The 22,761-nt window shown below is 60.8% G+C and carries 22 protein-coding genes; 14 read left to right on the forward strand and 8 right to left on the reverse strand.

Going from position 1 to position 22,761, the window contains the following annotated elements; genetic code table 11:
• Positions 1-7: 7 nt before the first annotated feature.
• Positions 8-187, reverse strand: coding sequence for a hypothetical protein (locus M0H32_RS21745; RefSeq protein ID WP_248157600.1), 180 nt, complete (start codon positions 185-187; stop codon positions 8-10).
• On the opposite strand from M0H32_RS21745, the gene topA reads away from it, so the two are divergent.
• The 5 genes from topA to rpmG all read left to right on the forward strand — a co-directional run bounded on the left by topA (position 174) and on the right by rpmG (position 6,773).
• Entirely contained in the window at positions 174-2,888 is a 2,715-nt protein-coding gene (topA, locus tag M0H32_RS21750; RefSeq protein WP_248157601.1) for a type I DNA topoisomerase, read from the forward strand. The genes M0H32_RS21745 and topA overlap by 14 nt on opposite strands.
• 62 nt (positions 2,889-2,950) lie before the next feature.
• Complete coding sequence (gene rnr, locus M0H32_RS21755) at positions 2,951-5,203, forward strand: ribonuclease R (RefSeq protein ID WP_248157647.1); 2,253 nt, start codon at positions 2,951-2,953, stop codon at positions 5,201-5,203.
• Entirely contained in the window at positions 5,200-5,673 is a 474-nt protein-coding gene (locus M0H32_RS21760; protein WP_248157602.1) for a DUF983 domain-containing protein, read from the forward strand. Before rnr ends, M0H32_RS21760 begins: the two co-directional genes overlap by 4 nt.
• Positions 5,670-6,416, forward strand: a complete 747-nt coding sequence (locus M0H32_RS21765; protein ID WP_248157604.1) for an NUDIX hydrolase — start codon at positions 5,670-5,672, stop codon at positions 6,414-6,416. Before M0H32_RS21760 ends, M0H32_RS21765 begins: the two co-directional genes overlap by 4 nt.
• A 189-nt stretch (positions 6,417-6,605) precedes the next feature.
• Entirely contained in the window at positions 6,606-6,773 is a 168-nt protein-coding gene (gene rpmG / locus M0H32_RS21770; RefSeq protein ID WP_094070346.1) for a 50S ribosomal protein L33, read from the forward strand.
• Between the two features lie 559 nt (positions 6,774-7,332).
• On the opposite strand, the gene M0H32_RS21775 is transcribed toward rpmG, so the two are convergent.
• Positions 7,333-7,704: a response regulator gene (locus M0H32_RS21775; protein ID WP_248157606.1), complete on the reverse strand. Its 372-nt coding sequence runs from the start codon at positions 7,702-7,704 to the stop codon at positions 7,333-7,335.
• Between the two features lie 138 nt (positions 7,705-7,842).
• Here M0H32_RS21775 and M0H32_RS21780 point away from each other — a divergent pair, with 138 nt between their 5' ends.
• From M0H32_RS21780 to M0H32_RS21790, 3 genes are read left to right on the forward strand one after another with little or no spacing between them, the layout of a single operon-like run.
• Complete coding sequence (locus M0H32_RS21780) at positions 7,843-8,142, forward strand: DUF3572 domain-containing protein (protein ID WP_248157607.1); 300 nt, start codon at positions 7,843-7,845, stop codon at positions 8,140-8,142.
• Positions 8,135-8,800 carry a hypothetical protein gene (locus tag M0H32_RS21785; RefSeq protein WP_248157608.1) on the forward strand — a complete coding sequence of 222 codons (666 nt, stop codon included), beginning with the start codon at positions 8,135-8,137 and terminating at the stop codon, positions 8,798-8,800. Before M0H32_RS21780 ends, M0H32_RS21785 begins: the two co-directional genes overlap by 8 nt.
• A 37-nt stretch (positions 8,801-8,837) precedes the next feature.
• Positions 8,838-10,142: a DNA polymerase IV gene (locus M0H32_RS21790; protein WP_248157609.1), complete on the forward strand. Its 1,305-nt coding sequence runs from the start codon at positions 8,838-8,840 to the stop codon at positions 10,140-10,142.
• A gap of 8 nt (positions 10,143-10,150) precedes the next feature.
• Here the strand turns inward: M0H32_RS21790 and M0H32_RS21795 are convergent, their stop codons facing one another.
• Positions 10,151-11,023, reverse strand: a complete 873-nt coding sequence (locus tag M0H32_RS21795) for a cell envelope integrity EipB family protein (RefSeq protein WP_248157610.1) — start codon at positions 11,021-11,023, stop codon at positions 10,151-10,153.
• 257 nt (positions 11,024-11,280) lie between these two features.
• Here M0H32_RS21795 and M0H32_RS21800 point away from each other — a divergent pair, with 257 nt between their 5' ends.
• The 3 genes from M0H32_RS21800 to M0H32_RS21810 all read left to right on the forward strand — a co-directional run bounded on the left by M0H32_RS21800 (position 11,281) and on the right by M0H32_RS21810 (position 13,993).
• Entirely contained in the window at positions 11,281-11,748 is a 468-nt protein-coding gene (locus tag M0H32_RS21800; RefSeq protein WP_248157611.1) for a RidA family protein, read from the forward strand.
• Between the two features lie 56 nt (positions 11,749-11,804).
• The gene (locus M0H32_RS21805; protein ID WP_248157613.1) at positions 11,805-12,575 is read left to right on the forward strand and encodes a glycerophosphodiester phosphodiesterase family protein; all 771 of its coding nucleotides are present in this window, start codon (positions 11,805-11,807) and stop codon (positions 12,573-12,575) included.
• 101 nt (positions 12,576-12,676) lie between these two features.
• Positions 12,677-13,993 carry a GNAT family N-acetyltransferase gene (locus tag M0H32_RS21810; protein ID WP_248157615.1) on the forward strand — a complete coding sequence of 439 codons (1,317 nt, stop codon included), beginning with the start codon at positions 12,677-12,679 and terminating at the stop codon, positions 13,991-13,993.
• A 30-nt stretch (positions 13,994-14,023) separates the two neighbouring features.
• On the opposite strand, the gene M0H32_RS21815 is transcribed toward M0H32_RS21810, so the two are convergent.
• Entirely contained in the window at positions 14,024-14,878 is an 855-nt protein-coding gene (locus M0H32_RS21815; RefSeq protein WP_248157617.1) for a GNAT family N-acetyltransferase, read from the reverse strand.
• Between the two features lie 231 nt (positions 14,879-15,109).
• Between M0H32_RS21815 and M0H32_RS21820 the strand changes: the two genes are divergently transcribed.
• The gene (locus tag M0H32_RS21820; RefSeq protein WP_248157619.1) at positions 15,110-15,820 is read left to right on the forward strand and encodes a substrate-binding periplasmic protein; all 711 of its coding nucleotides are present in this window, start codon (positions 15,110-15,112) and stop codon (positions 15,818-15,820) included.
• Positions 15,821-15,889: 69 nt separating this feature from the next.
• Here the strand turns inward: M0H32_RS21820 and M0H32_RS21825 are convergent, their stop codons facing one another.
• Together M0H32_RS21825 and M0H32_RS21830 are read right to left on the reverse strand one after the other, a co-directional pair.
• Positions 15,890-16,216, reverse strand: coding sequence for an antibiotic biosynthesis monooxygenase family protein (locus M0H32_RS21825; RefSeq protein WP_248157621.1), 327 nt, complete (start codon positions 16,214-16,216; stop codon positions 15,890-15,892).
• Between the two features lie 105 nt (positions 16,217-16,321).
• Entirely contained in the window at positions 16,322-17,257 is a 936-nt protein-coding gene (locus M0H32_RS21830) for a LysR substrate-binding domain-containing protein (RefSeq protein WP_248157622.1), read from the reverse strand.
• Positions 17,258-17,380: 123 nt separating this feature from the next.
• Here M0H32_RS21830 and M0H32_RS21835 point away from each other — a divergent pair, with 123 nt between their 5' ends.
• Together M0H32_RS21835 and M0H32_RS21840 are read left to right on the forward strand one after the other, a co-directional pair.
• Positions 17,381-17,566, forward strand: coding sequence for a YdcH family protein (locus M0H32_RS21835; RefSeq protein ID WP_248157623.1), 186 nt, complete (start codon positions 17,381-17,383; stop codon positions 17,564-17,566).
• Positions 17,567-17,597: 31 nt separating this feature from the next.
• Positions 17,598-17,807, forward strand: a complete 210-nt coding sequence (locus M0H32_RS21840) for a hypothetical protein (protein WP_248157624.1) — start codon at positions 17,598-17,600, stop codon at positions 17,805-17,807.
• 457 nt (positions 17,808-18,264) lie between these two features.
• On the opposite strand, the gene M0H32_RS21845 is transcribed toward M0H32_RS21840, so the two are convergent.
• Together M0H32_RS21845 and M0H32_RS21850 are read right to left on the reverse strand one after the other, a co-directional pair.
• Positions 18,265-21,363 (reverse strand): efflux RND transporter permease subunit, encoded by a 3,099-nt coding sequence (locus M0H32_RS21845; RefSeq protein ID WP_248157625.1) that lies wholly within the window; start codon positions 21,361-21,363, stop codon positions 18,265-18,267.
• A 301-nt stretch (positions 21,364-21,664) separates the two neighbouring features.
• Positions 21,665-22,759, reverse strand: a complete 1,095-nt coding sequence (locus M0H32_RS21850; RefSeq protein WP_248157626.1) for an efflux RND transporter periplasmic adaptor subunit — start codon at positions 22,757-22,759, stop codon at positions 21,665-21,667.
• Positions 22,760-22,761 lie beyond the last annotated feature (2 nt).

Raw genomic sequence — 22,761 nt, forward strand, 5'->3', positions numbered from 1 at the left:
TTGAATCTCAGTGGATAACCCGTATCTGGAGCGAACCGCTTGACCCCAGTGCCTCAAAGGTCCATTTGACAGGCGGCGCTTGATCCTTGATCGTCTGCGCCATCAGATCAATTGAAAGATCACCTTCTCCACCGGGCGGGGCTCCGTTTCCGGCAAAAATAATTTGGGTAAGAATGAACGTCGTCATTGTGGAATCGCCGGCGAAAGCCAAGACGATCAACAAATATCTCGGCTCCGACTACACGGTCCTGGCCTCCTATGGTCACGTGCGGGATCTGCCGCCGAAGGACGGTTCGGTGCAGCCGGACGACAACTTCGCCATGAGCTGGCAAGTGGATTCGAAGTCCCAGAAGCGCCTGACCGAGATCGCCAATGCGGTGAAAGACGCCGACCGTCTCATTCTCGCGACTGACCCCGACCGCGAAGGGGAAGCGATTTCATGGCACGTGCTTGAAGTTCTGCAGAAAAAGCGGGTTCTGAAGGACAAGCATGTTGAGCGCGTGGTGTTCAACGCCATCACCAAGAAGGCGATTCTGGAGGCGATGGCCAATCCGCGCCAGCTGGATACGCCGCTGGTCGATGCCTATCTCGCCCGCCGGGCCCTCGATTATCTCGTTGGCTTCACCCTGTCGCCGGTTCTCTGGCGCAAACTGCCCGGTGCCCGCTCCGCCGGCCGTGTGCAGTCGGTCGCGCTCCGGCTGATCTGCGACCGGGAAATGGAAATCGAGACCTTCAACCCGCAGGAATACTGGTCGATCTTCGCCAACATGAAGACCCCGGCCGGCGACATGTTCCAGGCCGGCCTGACCGGGTTCGACGGCAGGAAGATCGGCCGTCTCGACATCACAAACGAAGCCGACGCCACCACCATCAAGACCATGCTGGAAAGCGCCAGCTTCAAGGTCGACAGCGTCGCCTCCAAGCCGGCCAGACGCAATCCCGCCGCCCCCTTCACCACCTCGACGCTGCAGCAGGAAGCGTCCCGCAAACTCGGCTTTGCCGCCTCGCGCACCATGCAGGTCGCCCAGAGACTTTACGAAGGCATTTCCATCGGCGGCGAGACCTCCGGTCTCATCACCTATATGCGTACCGACGGCGTCCAGATCGCCGACGAGGCCATCACCGCCGCGCGGTCCGTGATTGCCAAGGACTTCGGCGACAAATACGTGCCTGAGAAGCCGCGTGCCTATTCCTCCAAGGCAAAAAACGCCCAGGAGGCCCACGAAGCCATCCGTCCGACCGATCTGTCCCGGCGGCCGAAGGACGTCGCGCCGTTCCTCGATCCGGATCAGGCCAAGCTCTATGAGCTGATCTGGAAACGGACCATGGCCTCCCAAATGGAATCTGCGGTGCTGGAACGCACCACCATCGAGATCCTGGCAGATGGCTCCGGCAAGCGCGCCAATCTGCGCGCGACCGGTTCCGTCGTCCGCTTCGACGGCTTCCTGGCGCTCTACCAGGAAAGCCGCGACGACGACGAGGACGAGAATTCCAAGCGCCTGCCCGCGGTTGACGAAGGCGCCGCGCTGACGGCGGCCTCGGTCGACGGCACAACCGACGCCATTGAATCCTCAAAGCATTTCACAACGCCGCCGCCGCGCTATACGGAAGCCAGCCTGGTGAAGAAGATGGAAGAGCTCGGCATCGGCCGGCCGTCCACCTATGCTTCGACGCTGCAGACCCTGCGCGACCGCGACTATGTCGAACTCGACAAGAAGCAGCTGGTGCCGATGGACAAGGGCCGCATCGTCACGGCCTTCCTGGAAAGCTTCTTCCAGCGCTATGTGGAATTCGATTTCACCGCGAGCCTGGAAGAACAGCTCGACAAGATTTCCGCGGGCGAGCTGTCCTGGCTCGACGTCCTGCGTGATTTCTGGACCGGTTTTTCCGGTGCAGTCGACGAAATCAAGGACCTGCGCGTCGCCGAGGTCATCGACGCCCTCAACGAGCTGCTCGGCCCGCATATTTTCCCGGAAAAGGAAGACGGCTCCGATCCGCGCAAATGCCCGACCTGCGACAGCGGCCAGCTGTCCCTGAAGGTCAGCCGCTGGGGGGCCTTTATCGGCTGTTCCAACTATCCCGAATGCGGCTATACCCGCCAGCTCGGCAAGCCGAGCGGCGAGAATGGCGAGGCCGACGAGGGCCCGAAGGTGTTCGGCACCGACCCGGAGACCGGCCTGGAAGTGTCGCTGCGCACCGGCCGTTTCGGGCCTTACGTGCAGCTCGGCAACGAGGCCAAGCCGAAGCGCTCGTCCCTGCCCAAGGGCTGGTCCGCCGCTGACATGGACCTCGACAAGGCCTTGCAACTCCTGTCCCTGCCGCGTGAGGTCGGACCGCATCCCGAAGACGGCAAGATGATCACGGCCGGCATCGGCCGCTACGGCCCGTTCGTGCTGCATGAAGGCACCTATGCCAATCTCTCGACACCGGACGAGGTGTTCTCCGTCGGCATCAACCGTGCTGTCGATGCGCTCGCCGAAAAACGCGCCAAGGGCGGCGGACGGCGCGGCGCGGCGGCGACACCGCTGAAGGAACTTGGCGAACACCCGCAGGAAGGCGGACCGGTTAATGTCTATGACGGCCGCTACGGGCCTTATGTCAAACACGGCAAGATCAACGCGACCCTGCCCAAGGACAGCGACCCGCAGACGGTGACGCTGCAACAGGCGCTGGAGCTGATTGCCGCCAAGGCCTCCAAGGGCGGCACCAAGAAAAAGGCCGCGGCGAAGAAGCCGGCCGCGAAAAAGACAACGGCCAAGAAAGCGGCCAATGGCGAAGACAAGCCGGCCGCCAAAAAAACGGCAGCCAAGAAGACGACCGCCAAGAAGACCGCCAAGGCCGAGGTCGACGCGTCGTCCGACGAGGTGCCCTGGGATGACGCCTCTTGAGCGCAAAACGGATTAGCACGCGCAAACACACCAAGCGAAAACACGCCAAGGTTCCAGGTGAAATGCCCTCGCGCGAGGACATTCTCGCCTTTGTCGCGGACAACCCGGGCAAGGCCGGCAAGCGCGAGATCGCGCGCCACTTTGGCATCATTGGCGGCGCCCGCATCCATCTGAAGAAGATGCTGAAAGATCTGGCCGATGACGGCCTGGTGGAGAAGCGCAACAAGCGCATGATCCGCCCGGGCGATCTGCCACCGGTCTTTGTCGCCAACCTCTCCGCCCGCGACCGCGACGGCGAGCTTCTGGGCACGCCCGTCGACTGGGACGACGAAGCCGGCGATCCACCGAAGATCCTGGTGCTGGCGGGCAAGACAAAGGCCACCCAGCCGGGTGTCGGCGACCGGGCGCTCGTTCGCCTGACCGAAGCCGAAACCGGTCCCGAGGCGAGCCATGCGGCCAGGGTCATCCGGGTTCTGGAGAAGAAACAGGGCGCGATCCTGGGCATTCTCAGAAAGCGCGACGGCAGCCGCCCGCCCTATCTGGAACCGATCGACCGCAAGCAACGCGAACTGGATGTCGACCCACAGGACCTCAAGGACGCCGACGACGGTGATCTGGTCAGCGTGCAGGTGTCGCGTTCCGGCCGCTACGGCCATCCGCGCGCCTCGATTGTCGAACGCTTCGGCTCGATGAAGTCGGAAAAGGCGATCTCCGAAATCGCCCTGCAGTCGCACGGCATTCCGCATGTCTTTCCGGCCGCGGTCGAAGCCCAGGCGGAAGGCGCCAAGCCGGTCGAAAAACTCGGGCAGCGAGAGGACTGGCGCCAGATCCCGTTGATCACCATCGATCCGCCCGATGCCAAGGACCATGATGACGCCGTTTATGCGGAACAGGACAAGGATCCGCAGAATGAAGGCGGTCACATCGTCTATGTCGCGATCGCCGATGTCGCCTATTACGTGACGCCCGGCTCGCCGATGGACAAGGAAGCGAACCTGCGCGGCAATTCGGTCTATTTCCCGGACCGTGTCATTCCGATGCTTCCCGAACGGATTTCCAACCAGCTCTGTTCCCTCAGGGAAAAGGAAGACAAGCCGTCGCTGGCCGTTCGGATGATCTTCGACAAGACCGGCCGCAAGACAGGGCATACGTTCCACCGGGTGCTGATGCGCTCGGCCGCCAAACTCTCCTATATCCAGGCACAGAAGGCGATTGACGGTGTCACGGACGAGAAGACGGAAACGATCGTCGACGGCATCCTGAAGCCGCTCTGGGCCGCCTATGAGGTGCTTAAGAAGGGCCGCGATGCCCGCGAGCCGCTGGATCTCGATCTTCCCGAACGCAAGATCAAGCTCAAGGAAGACGGCACCGTCGATCATGTCTACGTGCCGGACCGGCTCGACGCGCACAAGCTGATCGAAGAGTTCATGATCCAGGCGAATGTCGCCGCGGCCGAGACGCTGGAGAAGAAGAAATCTCCCCTGCTCTACCGGATCCATGACGCCTCGACCCCGGAGAAGCTGGAAAGCCTCAAGGACTTCCTGTCGACGCTCAACATGAAGCTGCCATCCACGGGCGGTCTCCGGCCATCGGTGTTCAACAGCATTCTGGCCAAGGTCAAGGACACGCCGCAAGCACATCTGGTTAATGAAGTCGTGCTGCGCAGTCAGGCCCAGGCCGAATACGCGCCGCAGAACATCGGCCATTTCGGTCTCAATCTGCGCCGCTATGCCCATTTCACCTCGCCGATCCGCCGTTATGCCGACCTGATCGTGCATCGCGGACTGATCTCGGCCCTCGGGCTTGGCAAGGACGGCCTGCCGGAGGGCATAGAGAGCAAGCTGGAAGCCATCGGGGCGGAGATTTCCAGCGCCGAACGACGGGCCATGCTGGCCGAACGCGACACGATCGACCGGCTGATCGCGCTCTGGATGAGCGATCAGGTTGGCGCGACCTTCCAGGGCCGCATCGCCGGTGTGATCAAGTCCGGCCTGTTCGTGCGTCTTGAGGAGACCGGCGCCGACGGCTTCGTGCCCGCCTCCACCATCGGCCTCGACTTTTATCGCTATGACGAAGCGTCGCATGCGCTGATAGGTGACAAAACCGGCGAGACCTACCAACTTGGCGATCAAGTTGAGGTCAGGCTCGTTGACGCCGCGCCCTTTGCCGGATCGCTGACCTTCGAGATGGTCAGTCACGGACGGATCGCCGGCAGGCGCATACGCAAGGCAGCCCCCAAGGCGCGGCGCGGGCCACCCAAGGGCAAACGCGACACGACCTCTCCAAAGAAGAAGGTTCGAAGGAGGTCATCGTGACGGTTCGTTACGACGTGCACGAGAAACTGGCGGCGCCCGAAGCGCCGCCTGAAAAACCGCGCCGGAAAGTCCTGCCCGCCATGCTGCGCGGTGCCCAGAACCGCTGCATGAATTGCGGCCAAGGCCGGATCTTCGACGGGTTTCTGTCCGTCCGTCATGCTTGTGAAGCGTGCGGCGAGGAATTTCGTCATCACCGCGCAGACGACGCACCGCCCTATTTCACTATCACCATTGTCGGCCACATCGTCATTCCGGCGATGCTGATTGTCGAGGTGATGTGGCGCCCGGCCCTGTGGATCCACATGTCGCTGTGGGTGCCCCTCACTCTCTTTCTCTCCCTCGGCCTGATGCGGCCGATCAAGGGGGCCCTCATCGGACTGCAATGGGCGCTCTACATGCACGGCTTCGACCCGGATGCGGAAGAGGACCAGCCGCTGCCTGTACCGGTGCCGTCTGAAAGGATTTCATGACCGGTTCCTTCGAGAAACAACTGGCCAAGGACGAGAAGGCCGGCGACTTTCCCTATATCCGGCCCAAGGACGCGGCAACGCTGCTGATCCTGGACCGGAAGCCCTCTGGAGACGTTTGCCTGCTGATGGGCCGCCGGCACATGCGGCACACCTTCATGCCCGGCAAATTTGTCTTTCCGGGCGGCCGGGTCGATCCAGCCGATTCCCGCATCGCCGACGTTTTGCCCTATCACCCGGACGTTGAGGCCAAGCTGTTCAAGGACCTGAAAAACGCCCGCACGGCCGCCCGCGTGCGCGCCCTGGCACTGGCCGCCATCCGGGAAACCTACGAGGAAGCCGGCGTTTTCATCGGACGGAAAACCGATGATGCCAAGCTCCGCCTTGGCACCGGCTTCGAAGCCTTCGCCGACCGTGGCATTCAGCCTGACCTGGGCGGCCTCCGGGTGATTGCCAGGGCGATCACACCACCGCAGCGGCCGCGCCGCTTCGACACGCGTTTCCTGGCCGTCTGGGCCGATGCCATTGCCGACCAGCTGCCCGAAGGCCACGGTCCATCCGGAGAATTGGAAGACTGCGCCTGGCTGACCTTCAAGGAGGCCAGGAACAAGGAACTGCCGATGATCACCACCAAGATCCTCGGCGATCTGGAAGCGCGCTTGGAGGCCGATCCGGAGCTGTCGCCGGCAACGCCCGTTCCCTATTACTTCTTCCGCAAGGGTGGCTTTGTAAGAGAACAGATTTGACAATTCATTCGATTGTGAATGACTGCCGTCATATGGATCAAAATTAACCGCAGAACCAAAGCAAGCGCTTGACTTTCACGCCATGATGAGTAGGTTGCGCGCTGATTTCAGACATTGGGGCAGATTCCTCGCCAGCCCATCTGGCCACAAGAACTCTTTGCCCGACAACAAAGAACAGGAACCACGGCCATGGCCAAGGCGACAACAATCAAGATCAAGCTGCTCTCCACGGCGGATACCGGTTTCTTCTATGTCACCAAGAAGAACTCCCGCACGATGACCGAGAAAATGGTCAAAAAGAAATACGACCCGATTGCGAAAAAGCACGTCGAGTTCAAGGAAGCCAAGATCAAGTAATCTCGGTTTTTCGAAGCTGCATCAAAAACCCGCCGGAAACGGCGGGTTTTTTGTTGGGCGCAAGACACGCATTTGGTTGTCCGGCACATCATTGCTCCACGCACGGCAAAGGCCGCTCAGGCCCAGGCAAAGGGCTGAAGACAGGACGGATTCTTGGCGGAAAGATTAGTGGTCGGCGGGAACACGGCATTCGAGGAGGCCACTCATCGGCCGGTTCCCTGCCGACCTGCCCCACGGACCCAGGAGATGCGGCGGACCTGAGCACTCCGAGGGGAAACTGCTTTGCCAACTAACGTTAGGTCATTAATGACCTCGTCAATGAGGCGATCAGGAAAACTCCTAATCTCGGATCACACTACCCGATTGTAACCCGAATGCAATATTTTCTGCAAAATATACACAGAAACAACGCAGTTTTAGTAAATCTGTAACCTTAATATGAAGACCGCGTCAGTTGCGGGGCAAGTGATTCCACGCATATCGCAGGGCCGTGAGGCCGGTCTTACCGTGAAATCTTGGCAAAAAACTTGGCGGTGACGTCGACAGGACGGCCTTTAAGTCAGGCTTCGCCGAGATAGGCGCGCACCGTTTCCAGAAACTTGGCCACGGAGATCGGCTTGGAAATATAGGCCTCGCAACCACCCTGGCGGATCCGCTCCTCGTCGCCTTTCATGGCAAAGGCGGTCACGGCAATCACAGGAATGGAGGCTATGTCCTCGTCTTCCTTGATCCATTTTGTGACTTCGAGCCCGGAGACTTCCGGCAATTGAATGTCCATCAGGATCAAGTCGGGATGGTGCTCACGCGCCAAGCGCAACGCCTCGATGCCGGTGCGGGTCTGCAAGGTGTTGTAGCCGTGGGCTTCGAGCAGATCATGAAACAACTTCATGTTCAGCTCGTTGTCTTCTACGATCAACACCGATTTTGCCATAAGTCCGGCCCTTCACCCGGCTGACCGCCGGTCCCAATTATTGTCTCGCGGGCAATTCTTGTCCGCGGTAGAACCCTTCCCCGGTCCGCATTAGATGTCTTCTAACCCGGAATCGTTTCAGAAAGGCAAAAAAACACAATGAAAAATATACAGGGGAAATCATTGTCCGTTGAAGATGCACAAGGAATTGCCACGGACGCCCTGGTCCAGTTGAGCAAAGACCCCGACCAGATCGGTCGTTTCCTCGCTTTTTCCGGAATCGGGCCGGAAATGATTCGGGAAGCAGCGGGAGAACCTGGTTTTTTGGCCGGAGTGCTTGAATTCTACATGATGGACGAAGCGCTTCTGCTTGCCTTTTGTGAAAATGCCGGTCTCCGGCCGACCATGATGGCAGCGGCCCGCTTCGCTCTTGCCGGCAACAAGGAAGACTATGCCTGAACCGACCCCCGTCCTGCCGGAAGTTCTGGCTCAGATCCGCGCCCTGCCCGCGTCGAGCCGTCCGCTGATCATCTGCGATGTCGATGAGGTGGTGCTGCATCTGATCGCGCATCTGGAGGACTACCTGCATGCCCGGGAGTTGCAGTTTCTGCAGCATCAATACCGGTTGACCGGCAATATTGGCCGGCAGGGCGACAGCCAGCCGCTGGCGGCTGAAGATGTTCGCCGCCTGCTCCTGAGCTTCTTCGACGATGTCAGTCACCGGCAGGACATGGTGCCCGGCGCTGCTGCGGCCCTGAACGATCTTGCAGAGACCTGGGACATCGTTCTTCTGACCAACCTGCCCGGCGGACACAACAAGCCGGCAAGAGAGAAGTTGCTCGGAGGCATGGGCATCGGTTTTCCAGTGCTGACCAATTCCGGCCCGAAAGGTGGCGCTGTCGCCGCGCTCGCCGCAGGACGCCCGGCGCCGGTCGTCTTCATCGATGACAGTCCAACCAACCACAGTTCGGTCAACGCGTCCCTGCCCGCCGCACTGCAGATCCAGTTCATCGCCGATCCCAGGTTCCGCGCGACCATGAAAGCCGCAGATCACATCGACCTCCTGACCGGAGATTGGCAGGAGACGGCCGTCTTTATTGGCGATAATCTGCCGTGACGCGCCTTGCGCGCTGCCAATCCATCGAAGCTGAACCGTGACCCAGTCCTTATCGCCGATACGCGCCCTCTGCCGGGATTGCGGTACCCGCCCGCCGCAGGGAAGCGCCCGCTGTCCACGCTGCGGCAGTCCGCGGCTGGTTTCACACCCGGAGCTGGATCTGCTGTCGATCGCGCATATCGACTGTGATGCCTTTTATGCCTCCATCGAAAAGCGGGACAATCCGGACCTGCAGGACGTGCCCCTCATTGTCGGAGGCGGTCAGCGCGGCGTCGTGTCGACTTGCTGCTACATTGCAAGGATCTACGGCGTGCGCTCCGCCATGCCGATGTTCAAGGCCCTGGAAGCCTGTCCGCAGGCTGTGGTGATCAAGCCGAACATGGAAAAATACGCCAAGGTCGGCAAGGAAATCCGCGAACGCATGCGGGCGCTGACGCCCCTGGTTGAACCGCTCTCCATCGACGAGGCCTTTCTCGACCTGACCGGAACCGAGCGGCTGCACAAGGCGACACCGGCCGAGACCCTTGCCGGTTTTGTCCGCGATCTGGAAACGGATATCGGCATCTCCGCGTCCGTGGGGCTTGCCCCGAACAAGTTCCTGGCCAAACTCGCCTCGGACCTTGAAAAACCGCGCGGGTTCTCCGTGATCGGCGCGGCGGAGGCCAAGGCGGTTCTGGCTGCCATGCCCGTCGGCCGGATCTGGGGCGTCGGCAAGGTGTTTCAGAAGAAGCTGGAGAAGGACGGCATCCGCCTGATCGGACAGCTGCAGGAAATGGAAGCCGCGGATCTGGCACGCCGCTATGGCTCGATCGGGCTGCGTCTGGCCAGATTGTCTCATGGCGACGACAGCCGGGAGGTCACCCCATCGCGCGGGGCCAAGAGCGTGTCCTCCGAAACGACCTTCCGGACGGACATCTCCAGCTTCGAGACCCTGCGGCCAATCCTCAGAAACCTGTCGGAAAAAGTCTCCGCCCGGCTGAAAAAATCCGAGCTTTCTGGGCGCGGCATCACCTTGAAACTGAAAACGGCCGAATTCCGGACCATCACGCGGGCCAGACACCTGCAGGATCCGACACAGCTCGCAGACAAGATTTTTGCGGCGGGCGAGGACCTGCTTCAGGCCGAGGCCGACGGACGCCGTTTCCGGCTGATCGGCATCGGTGTCAGCGACCTGGAGCCGGCAGATCGGGCCGATCCGCAGGATCTCATCGATCCGTCGGCGGAACGCCGCAAAAATGCCGAACGCGCCGTCGACAAGCTGCGCGACAAATTCGGCAAATCCGCTGTGGAACTCGGCCTTATCCACGCCGCCCGGGACAGCCGGCGGCGCGATGACGGATAGCCCCCCGCTCAGTCTTGCTCGCAAGCACCTTCTTCGTAAAGTTCGAGCGAAGCCATCTTGCCGTGGATGATGAAATCCCCGTAGTCCAGCTTCAGGTCACTGCTGATACCGTTCTGGTAGAGACGGAAGGCAAGCTGATAGACCGGCAACAATTCACCCGACGCATTCTCCGCGCTCGGATCGAAATAAGCGACCGTCACCGGCCAGTAGTTCAGCCCGGATAGCGACGCCCCGGGCTTGCCCGCATCCGCATCACCGGTTCCCATGGCGCCGATTACCGTGGTGGTGGCATAGACCTTCTCGCCTGTTTCCGCACCGTCATAGATGTCCGCCGCCACAAAATGCACGTCCTTGGCGGCCGCCTTCAGGATGGACAGAAGATGCTCGGTCGGGAACAGCACATCGCTGCCAATTTGAAGCGACTTTTCGGACGGCTGTTTCAGCTCGACGGTCTTGGCGTCACTGCCCACACGCGCGGTTCCGCGCGTTTCCTCCACAAGCTTCTGATCGACAAAGGTCTTGGACAGAAACTGATAGCTTTCAGCATGGGGTTCCTCAAAGGACGTGGTTTGCAGGTCGGTGATCTGGGAGCCGCCATTGGTGTCCTGGAACTCTGTGACAAAGCGGAAATTAACGCTGTAGCCGTCGCAGGCATTTCCGGAAAAATCATAGACCATCCGACCGTTCAGGCCCGCAATGCCAGCCTGTTCCTCGGTATCGCCCAGCTTCATGTCGTAAACGGCCCGATGGGGAACCAGCTTCTGCCCCACGGAGGCCCCAGCGCCCGCAGCAAGAGCGGCGGGTCCCGATGCGACACCCAGCGCTGCGGCAAACAGGCCGGCAAAGGTGGACAGGAGCACCGGTTTCGGAACGATTTGCATCAAAAATCCTTTTCTTCGTCCAGACGGGTCATGACACCCGTTTGCACACATTATGCGGCAAACCATGCGTTGCGCCACCGTGAAGTGATCGCAAATTCTCCGATCGGGATCCATTTCCGCTCGGGCCGCCCGGCCCCGGCACGCACCCTGCCGCCTTCGAGGCCCCGGCCGGACTGCGAATTGGGTGTTTTTGGCCTTGTCACCTTTGCCGAATTGCGCCAAGACACGCCGACAGACCTCGAACCTGGAGACGGCCGATGAGCAGCCCGATTGAAGCCCGTTTGAATGATCTGGGGATTTCCCTGCCCGAGGCCGCCGCACCGGCTGCCAACTACGTGCCATATGTGAAAACGGGCAACCAGCTGTTCATTTCCGGCCAGCTACCGATGGAAGCCGGAAAGATCCAGGTCAGCGGCAAGCTGGGTGACGGTCTCTCCGTAGACGACGGCAAGCGGGCGGCGAAGCTCTGTGCGATCAACCTGCTGGCGCAGGCGAAAGCCGCCACGGGCGACCTCAACAAGGTGACCCGGCTGGTGAAGATCGTCGGTTTTGTGAATTCGACACCGGATTTCACCGATCAGCCCCAGGTGATCAACGGCGCGTCCGACTTTTTGGTCGAGGCCATGGGCGAGATCGGCCGCCACGCCCGGTCCGCCGTCAGCGCCGCCTCGCTGCCGTTCGGTGCCGCTGTCGAAATCGAAGCCATCTTCGAGATCCAAGCCTGATTTATCTGGAGCTCCCGACGAGGGAGCTCCGCCTCCAAGCCAGAAATTGCCCTGCCATGACCCCGGACCTCGAAGCCATATTCGCGCGCCCGATTGCACATCGCGGCTTTCACAACGCCGATGACGGCATCATTGAAAACACCCCAACGGCCATCCGGAACGCGATGGATCGCAACTTTGCGATTGAAGTGGATGTCCAGGAAACGGCCGATGGCGAGGCGCTGGTCTTTCACGACTACACGCTGGATAGGCTGGTGGATGGCGGCGGCCGTGTGATCGAGCAGAACTCCGCCGATCTGGTGCTCCTTTCCATGAAAACCGGCACGGACAGGCTGTGGCTGCTCCGGGACCTGTTCGACCTGGTCGACGGCAAGGTGCCGCTGGTGATCGAGATCAAGTCGCTGATGCGCCGGGACGCCCAGGGCGATTTTGTCCGCCATGTCTGCGACCAGATCGCCGCCTACAAGGGCCCGGCCTGCCTGAAGAGCTTCGATCCGGACATGCTGTCCCATGCGCGGGCACACAGGCCCGATGTCCTGCGCGGCATCGTAGCCGACGGCGCCGCGCCGGGCCCGGATTATGCCCGCTGCGGCCGCGTTGACCGGTTCATTCTGCGCCATATTCTGCACGCGCCGCGGACGCGGCCGCATTTCATTTCCTACGGGGTCAAGGATCTGCCCAAGGCCGGGCCCAGCCTGTTGCGCCGTCTGTTTCATGTTCCACTGATGTGCTGGACCGTACGCACAAGGGAACAGCGCGAGCGGGCCCGCCTCTTTGCCGACCAGATGGTGTTTGAAGGGTTCGACCCGGACCAGGCGCCGGACTGACGGCCATCAATTTGCAGGCCAGAAAGCGATCTCCTCTTGCACCGCAATATGGCCGCGCTACATTTGTCGTCATGGTTTCGACTTTCAGCGTCTTCTAAAGCATGACCTCTTCCCAGTCCGAGGACAGTGGCACTCCGGCCAACGCGAGTGGCCAGGATCCCGTCACGCTGCGTATTCTGTCTTCCCTGAAAGACGTCGACGCGGCAGCCTGGGACCGGGTCGCCAATCCTGGCTGGTCCCTGTCAGGGCGCGGACATCTGTCACGGGACACGACCTGCATCACGGCTCACGATCTGGCTGGTGCGCTTGGCGCCGATCTTGATCCTCTGCCTGAAGAAACAGACTTCAACCCCTTCTTGTCGCACGCTTTTCTTGAAGCGCTCGAGGCCTCCGGCTGCGCCACGGCGGACACGGGCTGGCTGCCGCGGCACATGCTTCTTCAGGAAAGCTCCGGAACGGTCATGGGCGCCGTTCCCGCCTATCTCAAAAGCCATTCCCAGGGCGAATATGTGTTCGATCACGGCTGGGCGGACGCTTTCCACCGCGCGGGCGGCGACTATTACCCGAAACTGCAGATTTCCGTGCCGTTCACACCGGCGACGGGCCGCCGTTTTCTGACCGGTCCCGGGGTGAACCGCGACGCGGGTCTGCAGGCCCTGGCCGCGGGCCTGGTCCAGGTCTGCCAGCGGTCGGGCGCCTCGTCCGTTCACGCGACCTTCCTGACCAGGCCGGAATGGGACAGTCTCGGTGAGCTCGGCTACCTGCAGCGCACCGATCAGCAGTTTCACTGGGAAAATCCCGGCTACGACAGTTTCGACGGTTTTCTGGCGGACCTCGCCTCGCGCAAGCGCAAAGCAATCAAGAAAGAACGGCGCGAGGCCTTGAGCGCGGACTGCATCGAGGTCGAATGGGTCACCGGCGCCGATCTGACGGAAGCTCATTGGGACGCGTTCTACACGTTCTACATGGACACTGGCTCGCGCAAATGGGGCCGGCCCTATCTGAACCGCAAGTTCTTTTCGCTGATCAACGAACGCCTGGCCGAGCGCACGCTGCTGGTGCTGGCCAAGCGGCACGGCCGATACATCGCCGGCGCGCTCAATTTCATCGGATCGGAAACCCTGTTCGGCCGCCATTGGGGCTGCACGGAGCATCACCCGTTCCTGCATTTCGAGCTCTGCTATTACCAGGCCATCGACTTTGCAATCGATCGCGGCTTGAAACGGGTGGAGGCCGGCGCGCAAGGGGCTCACAAGCTTGCCCGTGGCTATCTGCCGACCACCACCTATTCCGCACACTGGATCGCCCATGAAGGGCTGCATGAGGCGGTTGCCGATTTTCTGGAACATGAACGGAAAGCGGTGGAACGGGAAAACGAGGCGCTGGCCGAACACGCGCCCTTCCGGAAAAGCGACTGATCCGCTTCCAATTGCTCGCCGAAGCGTCGATCAAGTCAGATCGAGCCGCATCTCATATTGCCGCAACAACTCTTCCGCCCCCGCCCGGTCCAGAAAGGCGTTCACGCCGGTGGCGGCGGCATCCACATTGACGAATGTCAGGGATTGCTGATCCGCCGCGTGCCAGAGCGCCCGCAAGATCGCGCTGCCGATGCCCTGGCGGCGGACCTTTTCCGCTACAGCCATCTGGGCGACCGCGCCGTCCGGATAAACCGCGCCCCATCCCAGAAGCTCCGCGTTCTCCTTGACCCCGAGCAGTTGAAAATCAGGGGTCAAGGCGCGCAGCGCAGTCCGGCTGTTCTGAGGCGTGGGGGCTGCATCGAAAAAGCCAGTGTCGCTCTCGGGCAAATCGCTCAGGTCAAGGGGTCTCACCGGATGAACCTGTTTCGCGGCCGACGGTTCCGTTTCCAATTTCAACACACGCAAGGATCGGTGACGGCAGAAGCCGAAAGACTCATAGCTGCTGATGGCGGCGCTGTTGCTCGTGATCACTTCCAACTGAAGCCCTGACGTCCCGTGTTGGCTTTGCGCGTCGACGACCGCATTCAGCAGGCGCCGGGACAATCCATTGCGGCGATGCTCAGGACGCGTCCCCACTGACAGGGTGTAGGCCCGGTTGCCGTTGTGGGGATCCGGCAGGCCGGAGAACCAGAAGGCGGCGATGTCATCGCCCTCAAGCGCGACGAAGGATTGCGCGGCCACAAATCCCCGTTGCCACTGGAAGTGTTCGAACTGCTCCAGGGTCAGGCTCAGCGGGACGACGTAATCCGAAAATGCGGCGTTCATCGCCGCGCAAAGCTGCCGCGGTCCTAAGGAACAGCAATTTGTGATGATATAGCCCATCATGACAACCTCAAAGAAATTTTCACCCCTAGCAATAATATCAAGGCGTAAAAATTGACAGTAAATGACAAAAACTTTTCCTAAACCAAAACACAGGAACGTTTTTGCGATTGAATCGATTTAACCATTTTCTTTCTCTTTACTTGAAACGAGTAACCTTTTCGTCATTTCCCGGAGTTACCTAACGGAGCATAACAAGCAGATCAGCCTCCCATCTTTCAGGAAGGAACTCCCATGAAACATATCCTTGCGCTCGCCGCCCTGTCCGCAGTCGTGCTGGCCGCACCGGCGCAGGCCGCCGATATCAACCTGACCACCGAAGAATACAAGCCCTTCAACTACAAGGACGGCGACAAGATCGTCGGCTTCGGCGCGGATCAGGTGTTCGAGATCATGAATCGCGCCGGACTGTCCTATGATGTGGAAATGGCGCAATGGTCTCGCGCCATCGGTCTTGCGGAAAAAGAAGCCAATTACTGCGTCTTCACGGCGTCCCACACCGAAGAGCGCGATCCGAAATTCGTCTGGATCGAGCCGCTCAATGTCGACCGCACGCTTCTGATCAAAAAAGCCGGTTCAGACGTCAACCCGGGCAGCATCGACGACGCCAAGGCCTTCACCATCGGCACGCAGTCGCAGGACTACACCGAATCGCTGCTGCAGCAGCAGGACTTCCCGAAAATCGACGCCGCCAAGAACATGGAAACCACCTTGAAAAAGCTGGAGGCCGGACGCATCGACATGATGGCCGTGTCCGAGGCGTTCTATAACAGCCTCAAGAAAGACGGCACGGATGTCGACCTGGCCGTTGTCCTATCGGAAACGGTCCTGTCCATGGCCTGCAATCCGGGAACGGATGCCGGCAATGTCAAGAAGATGCAGGACGCGCTGAAGGCGATGATCGACGACGGCACCCAGGCCAAGATCCTGGCGAAATACGAATAATCTGCGAGCGATTGAAATGACGACAGCCGCCCTCGGGGCGGCTGTTTGCTTTTCGGACAGGAAACCGGTTCAGTCCTGGTCGAAACTTTCGGCCACATCATACATGACCGGTTCGAAGCTCTTGCACAGCGCGCCAATGCGCCGGTTGCGTTCGCGCATTTCCGGCGTCCGAAGCATCGCCAGAAAGTCTTCGCGCCGGCGCCATTGGGAATAGTTGGCGATGCGGGTCTGGGCATCGTTCACATGCAGGCCCGCTCCGATAAAGCCCGGCTGGTGGCGGATAAAGTTCTCGTAGGCATCCTTCAACTCGTCCAGCAGGTCAAAGCAGGTGCCCGGCGTCATTTCGAACGTGGTGATGACCGTCTGACAATCGCGATCGCTTGAAATTTCAGGCATGGCTCTCCTCCTTCGCCTTGGAAAGGAAGGCTGGCACGTTTTTGGAAAGCCGACAATATCGGGAGGACTACTTGGGCGCAGCCCAGCCGCGGTCACGGACGGCTCTTATGCTTTTTCAAGCGCAACGCCTTCAACCGCCATGTCGACAACCGCCTGCCGCGCAAGCGTCAGCAGTTTCTCGAAATGCGCCGTTCTGGAACTGCCCCGCCGCCAGACCAGGGACATCAGTCGGCGCATCGGCAGGCCGTCGATCTTTTTAAGGAGCAGATCCGGTTCCTTACCGAATTCCGAGGCGATATAGGCAGCCGGAAACAGGGCAAGCCCCATGCCGATCGACGCCATCTGGCGCAGGGCATCGAGGCTGGTGCCTTCATAGTCCTGACGGAAATCAGCGCCGGCGGCACGTGCCAGTGCCTGGACATCGTCATAGAGACGGAAGCCCTGGCTGAGCGCCAGCAGCTTTTCGCCTTTCAGCATCTTCACCGGAATGACATCCAGACCGGCTAGCGGATGGGACTTCGGCACCGCCAGGGAGACGCTTTCATGGCACAGAATGCGCGTGGACCAATTGTCTGACGGCGGGACGTCCGGCGTGAGAATGCAATCCAGCACGCCCGAGGACAGCCCCTCCTCCAGAAGATTGGGCCGGTCCTCGCGGATATAGAGTTCGAGATCCGGGTAGGCGCTTTTCAAACCCGGCAGAAGATAGGGCATGAAATAGGGCCCGAATGTGGGCGAAACACCGAGACGGATCAGGCCGCCCAGATTGGCCTGGCCGACTTGCGCCGCTGTCACGATTTCGTCGAGATTTTCAAGCGTCTGGCGCGCCAGCGGCAGCAGCCGTTCGCCGGAAGCGGTCAGACTGACACTGCCCGTGCGCCTTTCCAGCAAGGTGCAGCCGATCTGGTCTTCCAGAAGCTTGAACTGCGCGGACAAGGTCGGCTGGGACACATGGCAGGCGGAAGCAGCCCGGCCGAAATGCAGCGTCTCGGCCAGGGCGACAAAATACTCCAGTTGCCGCGGGGACGGCCGGAAGCGCATCGCTCTCTCCCATTTAATAGATTTTCCCTATCAATCTAATACAAACAATATATTTCTCCTATTTCTTTTCAGCCCCCATATCCAGTGTGTCAGCAACCCGCCCAATCGAAGAGGAGGCCGGCGATGTATAACCGTCTGAAGTCCCTGCGCAGTCAGCACACCACGTTGGACAGCCTGATCCGCCGGGAAGAATTGCACCCCTATCCGGACACGCAGCACATTCGTTCGCTGAAGAAATTCAAGCTGCGGCTTCGGGACGAAATCAACCGCATCGAAACCGGCCTCAACGCCAGCCGCCTGGCGTATTGACACCAGCCACCCTTTTGACACGGAGCTTTAAATGCCGATGTTCTGGCCCTTTTTCCCGGTACTGCCGGCAGTACCGGCGCAGCACAGAAGACGCACGCGCTTGCAGGATCTGGATGCCCGCATGAGCTCGTTCCTGTCGGAAAAGCAGCGATCGGGCAGCGCCTGCCCGGAAGTGCTCGACAACGTCAAGGCCTCCAAGTCCAAAGTCCAGCGCGAGATGGCTTCCGCGCACCGCGTCTGAGCCTTCAATCGAAAGATTGCAGACGAGCCAGACCTGTGCCCTCTGCCCCATCCCGGACATCCGCCGTCCGGACCACGAAGGCCGTCCCAGCTGGACCGCCCGCCCGCAACAGGCCTCGCGGGCGGGCTTTTTTGAGACCCGATTTTCAGCTGCCTCTGTCCCACCGGTGTCACCAGGAGAGTTTGATCGGTCAGCATCCCCTTGGCATTCGTCCTCTGGACAGGCTACGAGCTTCAGTCCCTTCCCTTTACTTCGTCATTGCCGGACTTGAATCCGACAATCCATGCCGTGACCCGTCCACACGAAGAGAATTTTTCTACTATCGAGGCAACGGCATGGATCCCCCGATCCCGACGAGGGCAGGCCCATGGTCAAGGCATGGGATGACGAAAGGGATGGGCTAAGGCTTAAAAAAGGCGGCATTGGCCGCCTCTTTGCGCTTCGTGTCTGAACCAGTCTACTCGGCGGGAACCGGCGATGGCCCGCTATCCGGTTCCGCCTTTGTCTTCTTCGGCGGCCGCACCCGGAAGAACAGGGCGTAGAGCACCGGCGCGGCGATCAGGGTCAGCACTGTGGCAAAGGCCAGGCCGCCCATGATCGTTACCGCCATGCCGCGGAAGAAGGCGTCCGACAATAGCGGTGCCATGCCGAGGATGGTGGTGATCGCCGCCAGCATGACTGGGCGCATACGGGACACACTCGCCTCGACGATCGCCTCGTATTTGTCCCTGCCCTCGCCGATCAGGAGATCGATTTCTTCCAAGAGCACGATGGCGTTCTTGATCAGCATGCCCGACAGGGAAAGAAAGCCGAGCAGCGACATGAAGCCGAAGGGCGTGTCGGTTGCCAGAAGCGCAATCGCGACCCCGTTGATCGACATCGGCACCATCAGCCAGATGATCAAGGGCTGGCGCACCGACCCGAACAGCAAGATCGAGATGATCAGCATCACCAGGAAGCCGAGCGGCAGCTGGGCACCAAGCGAGGCCTGGGCGTCCTTGGTGCTTTCATATTCGCCGCCCCATTCCAGGGCATAGCCGGCCGGCAGCTCGATGGCCTCGATCTGGGGACGGACGCGGGCGAGCGCAGCGGTCGCGGTTTCCCCGGCCGTGGTTTCTGCCTTGACTGTCAGGGTGCGCAGCCGGTCGCGCCGATGGATCAGCGTGTCCTGAGGCTCCATCCTGAATTCTTCCACAACCTGGTCGACCGGCACATAGCGGCGCTGGTTGCTGCTCCAGATGAGCGAATCCGACACGCTTTCATTGACCGACAAACCATTCTGGTTGGCCTTGCGGGCAACGATCGGGATGCCCTCGTCGATGTCCCGGAAGGAACCGACGCGAATGCCCTCGGTGGCAAACTGCAGGGCAACGGAGAGTTCCTCGCGGGTCACGCCGGAAATCCTGGCGCGGTCCTCATCGAAGATCGGCCTCACGACGAGCTCCCGCTGACGCCAGTTGGTGTTGACGTCGGCGAGCTTGTTCTCCGGCAACGCAAAGATGGCCTGCGCCTCGTTGCCGAGCCGCTTCAGCACATCCGCATCGGCACCGGAAAAACGTGCCTCGATCTTGGCGCCGCCACCCGGCCCGAAGACCAGCCGCTTGGTGATCACCTGGGCGGAGGGAAACCGGTCGGCGAATTGCCGGCGCAGGTCCAAAGCCAGCATGTCGATGACATCGCGGCTCGTGGTGCGGATGATCATGTGACCATAGGCCGGATTGGCGTCTTCGGGCGCATAGGTCAGCATGAACCGGGTCGCACCGCCACCGGCAAAACTGGTCACGGTGTCAACGCGCTCGTCGGCGAGCACGATCGCTTCCATTTCCCTGATGTCCGCTTCGGTGGCGCGCAGGTCCGTGCCCTGAGGCGACCAGTAATGGACGTAGAAGATCGGTGTGTTGCTGTCCGGAAAGAAAGCCTGTTTGACATTGCCGAAGGCCATGACGCAGGCAACCGTGATGCCGATCAGCGCCACCACGGTCAGCAGCCTGACATGCAGCGACCCGACCAGGAAAGCCCGGTAGATCCGGTAAAGGATCCCCTTATAAGGGTCGTGGTCGTCCAGATTGCCCGTTGCCGTCTTGAAGAAGTACTTGCCGAAAAGCGGCGTCACGGTGACCGCAAAGACCCAGGACAGCAGCAGGGAAATGCCGATCACCGCGAACAGCGAGAACAGGAATTCGCCGGTCGCGTCGGGCGACAAGCCAATGCCGGAAAAGGCCATGATACCGATCACGGTCGCCCCGAGCAGCGGCCACATGGTCTGCTTGACCACCCGGCTTGCCGCCTCGATCGCCTTCATGCCGCGCTGCATGTTGATCATCATGCCCTCGGCGACGACGATGGCGTTGTCGACCAGCATGCCCATGGCGATGATCAGCGCACCGAGCGAAATCCTTTCCATCTCGATGGCGAAGATGCGCATGAACAGAACCGTCGCCATCACCGTCAGCAGCAGCACGGTGCCGACCACAAGGGCGGCCCGCCAGCCCATGAACAGGGCCAGAACGCCGATGACGATGACGACAGAGGCCGCCAGGTTCAGGATAAAGCCGTTCACGCTTTCATCGACCACGACATTCTGCTCGTAGATCGGATGGATCTGCATGCCGACCGGCAGCTGCGCCTCGACTTCGGCCAGCTTGTCGATCACGAGCGCGCCGACCTCGACAATGTTGGTGCCGTCCACCTGGGACACGCCAATGGTCACCGCCTCATGGCCGTCATGGCGGATCAGGCGGTTCGGCTTTTCCGGTTCGCCCAGTTCCACCGTGGCAATGTCGGAGAGGCGGATCATCGCCGTTGAACCCGGCCGGCCGATGACCAGGTCCTGAATGCCCCGGTAGTCGTCAAAGGCTGAGGCCGTCATCAGACGGATGCGCTTTTCGCCCGAAACAGCCGAGCCGTTGGTCTGGATGCGGTTTTCCGCGTCAAGGACACCGATGATGTCGGTGAAGGAAATGCCGAGCCCAGCCATCTTGTCCTGATCGACATTCAGATAGATGACATCCTGCGGCTCACCGGCCACCTCGACCTTGCCGACGCCGGGGACCGTCAAAAGCTCGCGCCGGATCCGCTTGACCGTGGTGCGGATGTCCCGGTTGGTGTAACCGTCGGCGGTGAAGGCGTAAAAGAGACCGTAGACATCGCCGAAATCGTCATAGACCAGCGGCGTGCCCGCCCCTGCCGGCAGATTGCGGGTTTCGTCATTGACCTTGCGGCGCAGTTCATCCCAGACCTGCGGCAGCTCGCTGCCGTCATAGGTCGGTTTGATCTCCACGCTGATGCGCGACAGGCCGGGCTCGGACACGGACGTGATCAGATCCAGTTGCGGCATCTGCTGGATGGCGGTTTCCAGGTTCTCGGTGACCTCGTTTTCCACTTCCGCCGCCGTTGCGCCCGGATAGGAGGTGATCACCTGCGCCTGCTTGATGGTGAAGGCCGGATCTTCCAGCCGGCCCACGGTGGTCAGGCCCCAGAGCCCGCCCAGAAGCGCCATCAGGACGATCATCCAGGTGTTGACCGGTTTTTGAATGGAATAGCGTGCAATATCCACGGCGTCGGTTCCTTGTCTCTGCCTTGCCTAGGGTCTGTGGACAATTAGGTTTGGGTCTTGGCGCTTGTCGGATTTCGGTCTTCGAGAAGGAGGAAAGTTCTTGTGGTGTTGCCCACCACAAGAACTTTCCGACGCACGCGAAACCGAAATCCACTGCGTCCCGAACGGATTTGGTGCAAATGGCTCATTTCGGCGTCGCAAAGGCTTGAAAGGGCCAGCCCTTCCTGCGCCTTTGCTCCTTGAACTCGAGCCATTTGCATCCAAACCAAGACCAAATCCTAATTGTCCACAGACCCTAGGATCAGTGCAGCGGGCGCACGGTCTGGCCTTCGCTCAGATAGGCGACCCCGGCCGAGACGATCTCGTCGCCGGCTTCAAGGCCCGCGCGCACGGGAATGTAGTCCCCCATGACGGTGCCGATCTCGACCGGCTTCCTGGAAACGGCGCCGGTGTCCTCGGCATAGGACCAGACATAGGCCTTGCCGTCACCGTCGACGGCAACGGCGCCGGTCGGCACCAGAAACTGTTCGCCAAGTTCCAGGCCCTCGGGCAGCAATTTCACGATCACCGATGCGGTCATGCCCGGAAACAATTGTTCCGCTCCTTTCCGCGGCATGGCCAGCGTAATGCGATAGGTCTGCGTGATCTCATCCACCTGGCTGGAATGTTCGCGGTAGGTGAGCGGAAACAGCTTTTCGCCATAGGCGGGAAACTTCGCCTCTATCGAGGCGACCTCGGAGGCGGTCACCCGGCCGAACAGAGCTTCGGCAACGTTGATGTCCACCTGCACCTCCGAGACATCATGCATGCGCACGACCGGCGTGCCGACGCTGACGGTGGTGAAATTGTCGATCAGCCGGTTGGAGACGATGCCGTCGAATGGCGCCTTGAGAGAGGTGTATTCCAGGTTCTGCCTGGCTTCCTTCACGTTTTCCTGCGCAAGATCGTATTTGTTCTTCTGCTCGTCATAGGCGGACTGCGAAATCACGGAGCGGTCACGCAGGGTCTCAAGCCGATCCAGTTCCCGCTTGCTCTGCTCCACATTGATCGTGGCCTCACGCAGCGCCCGGTCGTAGTCGGTCGTGTCCAATGACGCGATCAGATCGCCTTCCTTGACCTGCTGGCTTTCCAGAACCGGCAGCTTGACGAGCTTGCCGGGAACCTGGAAGGACAGATCCACGGTCTGAACAGCGGCGACGCGGCCGGCGAAACGCCGCTCCAAAAGGCCGATCTGATCGGTCACGGTGAAAATCTTTGCCGGCCGGGGCGCGGCATGCAGCTCCGCTTCGGCTTCCGCGACCGGATCGGCCGCCTGGTCCTGGCAGGCGGCCAGCATTCCGGCGGCCAGCAACAGGCCGGCCCAACGGCCGGTCGGGGCTTTAACTCGTGCCAACATGT

Origin of the sequence: Roseibium sediminicola (genome assembly GCF_023156505.1) — a bacterium.
Taxonomy (GTDB): domain Bacteria; phylum Pseudomonadota; class Alphaproteobacteria; order Rhizobiales; family Stappiaceae; genus Roseibium; species Roseibium sediminicola.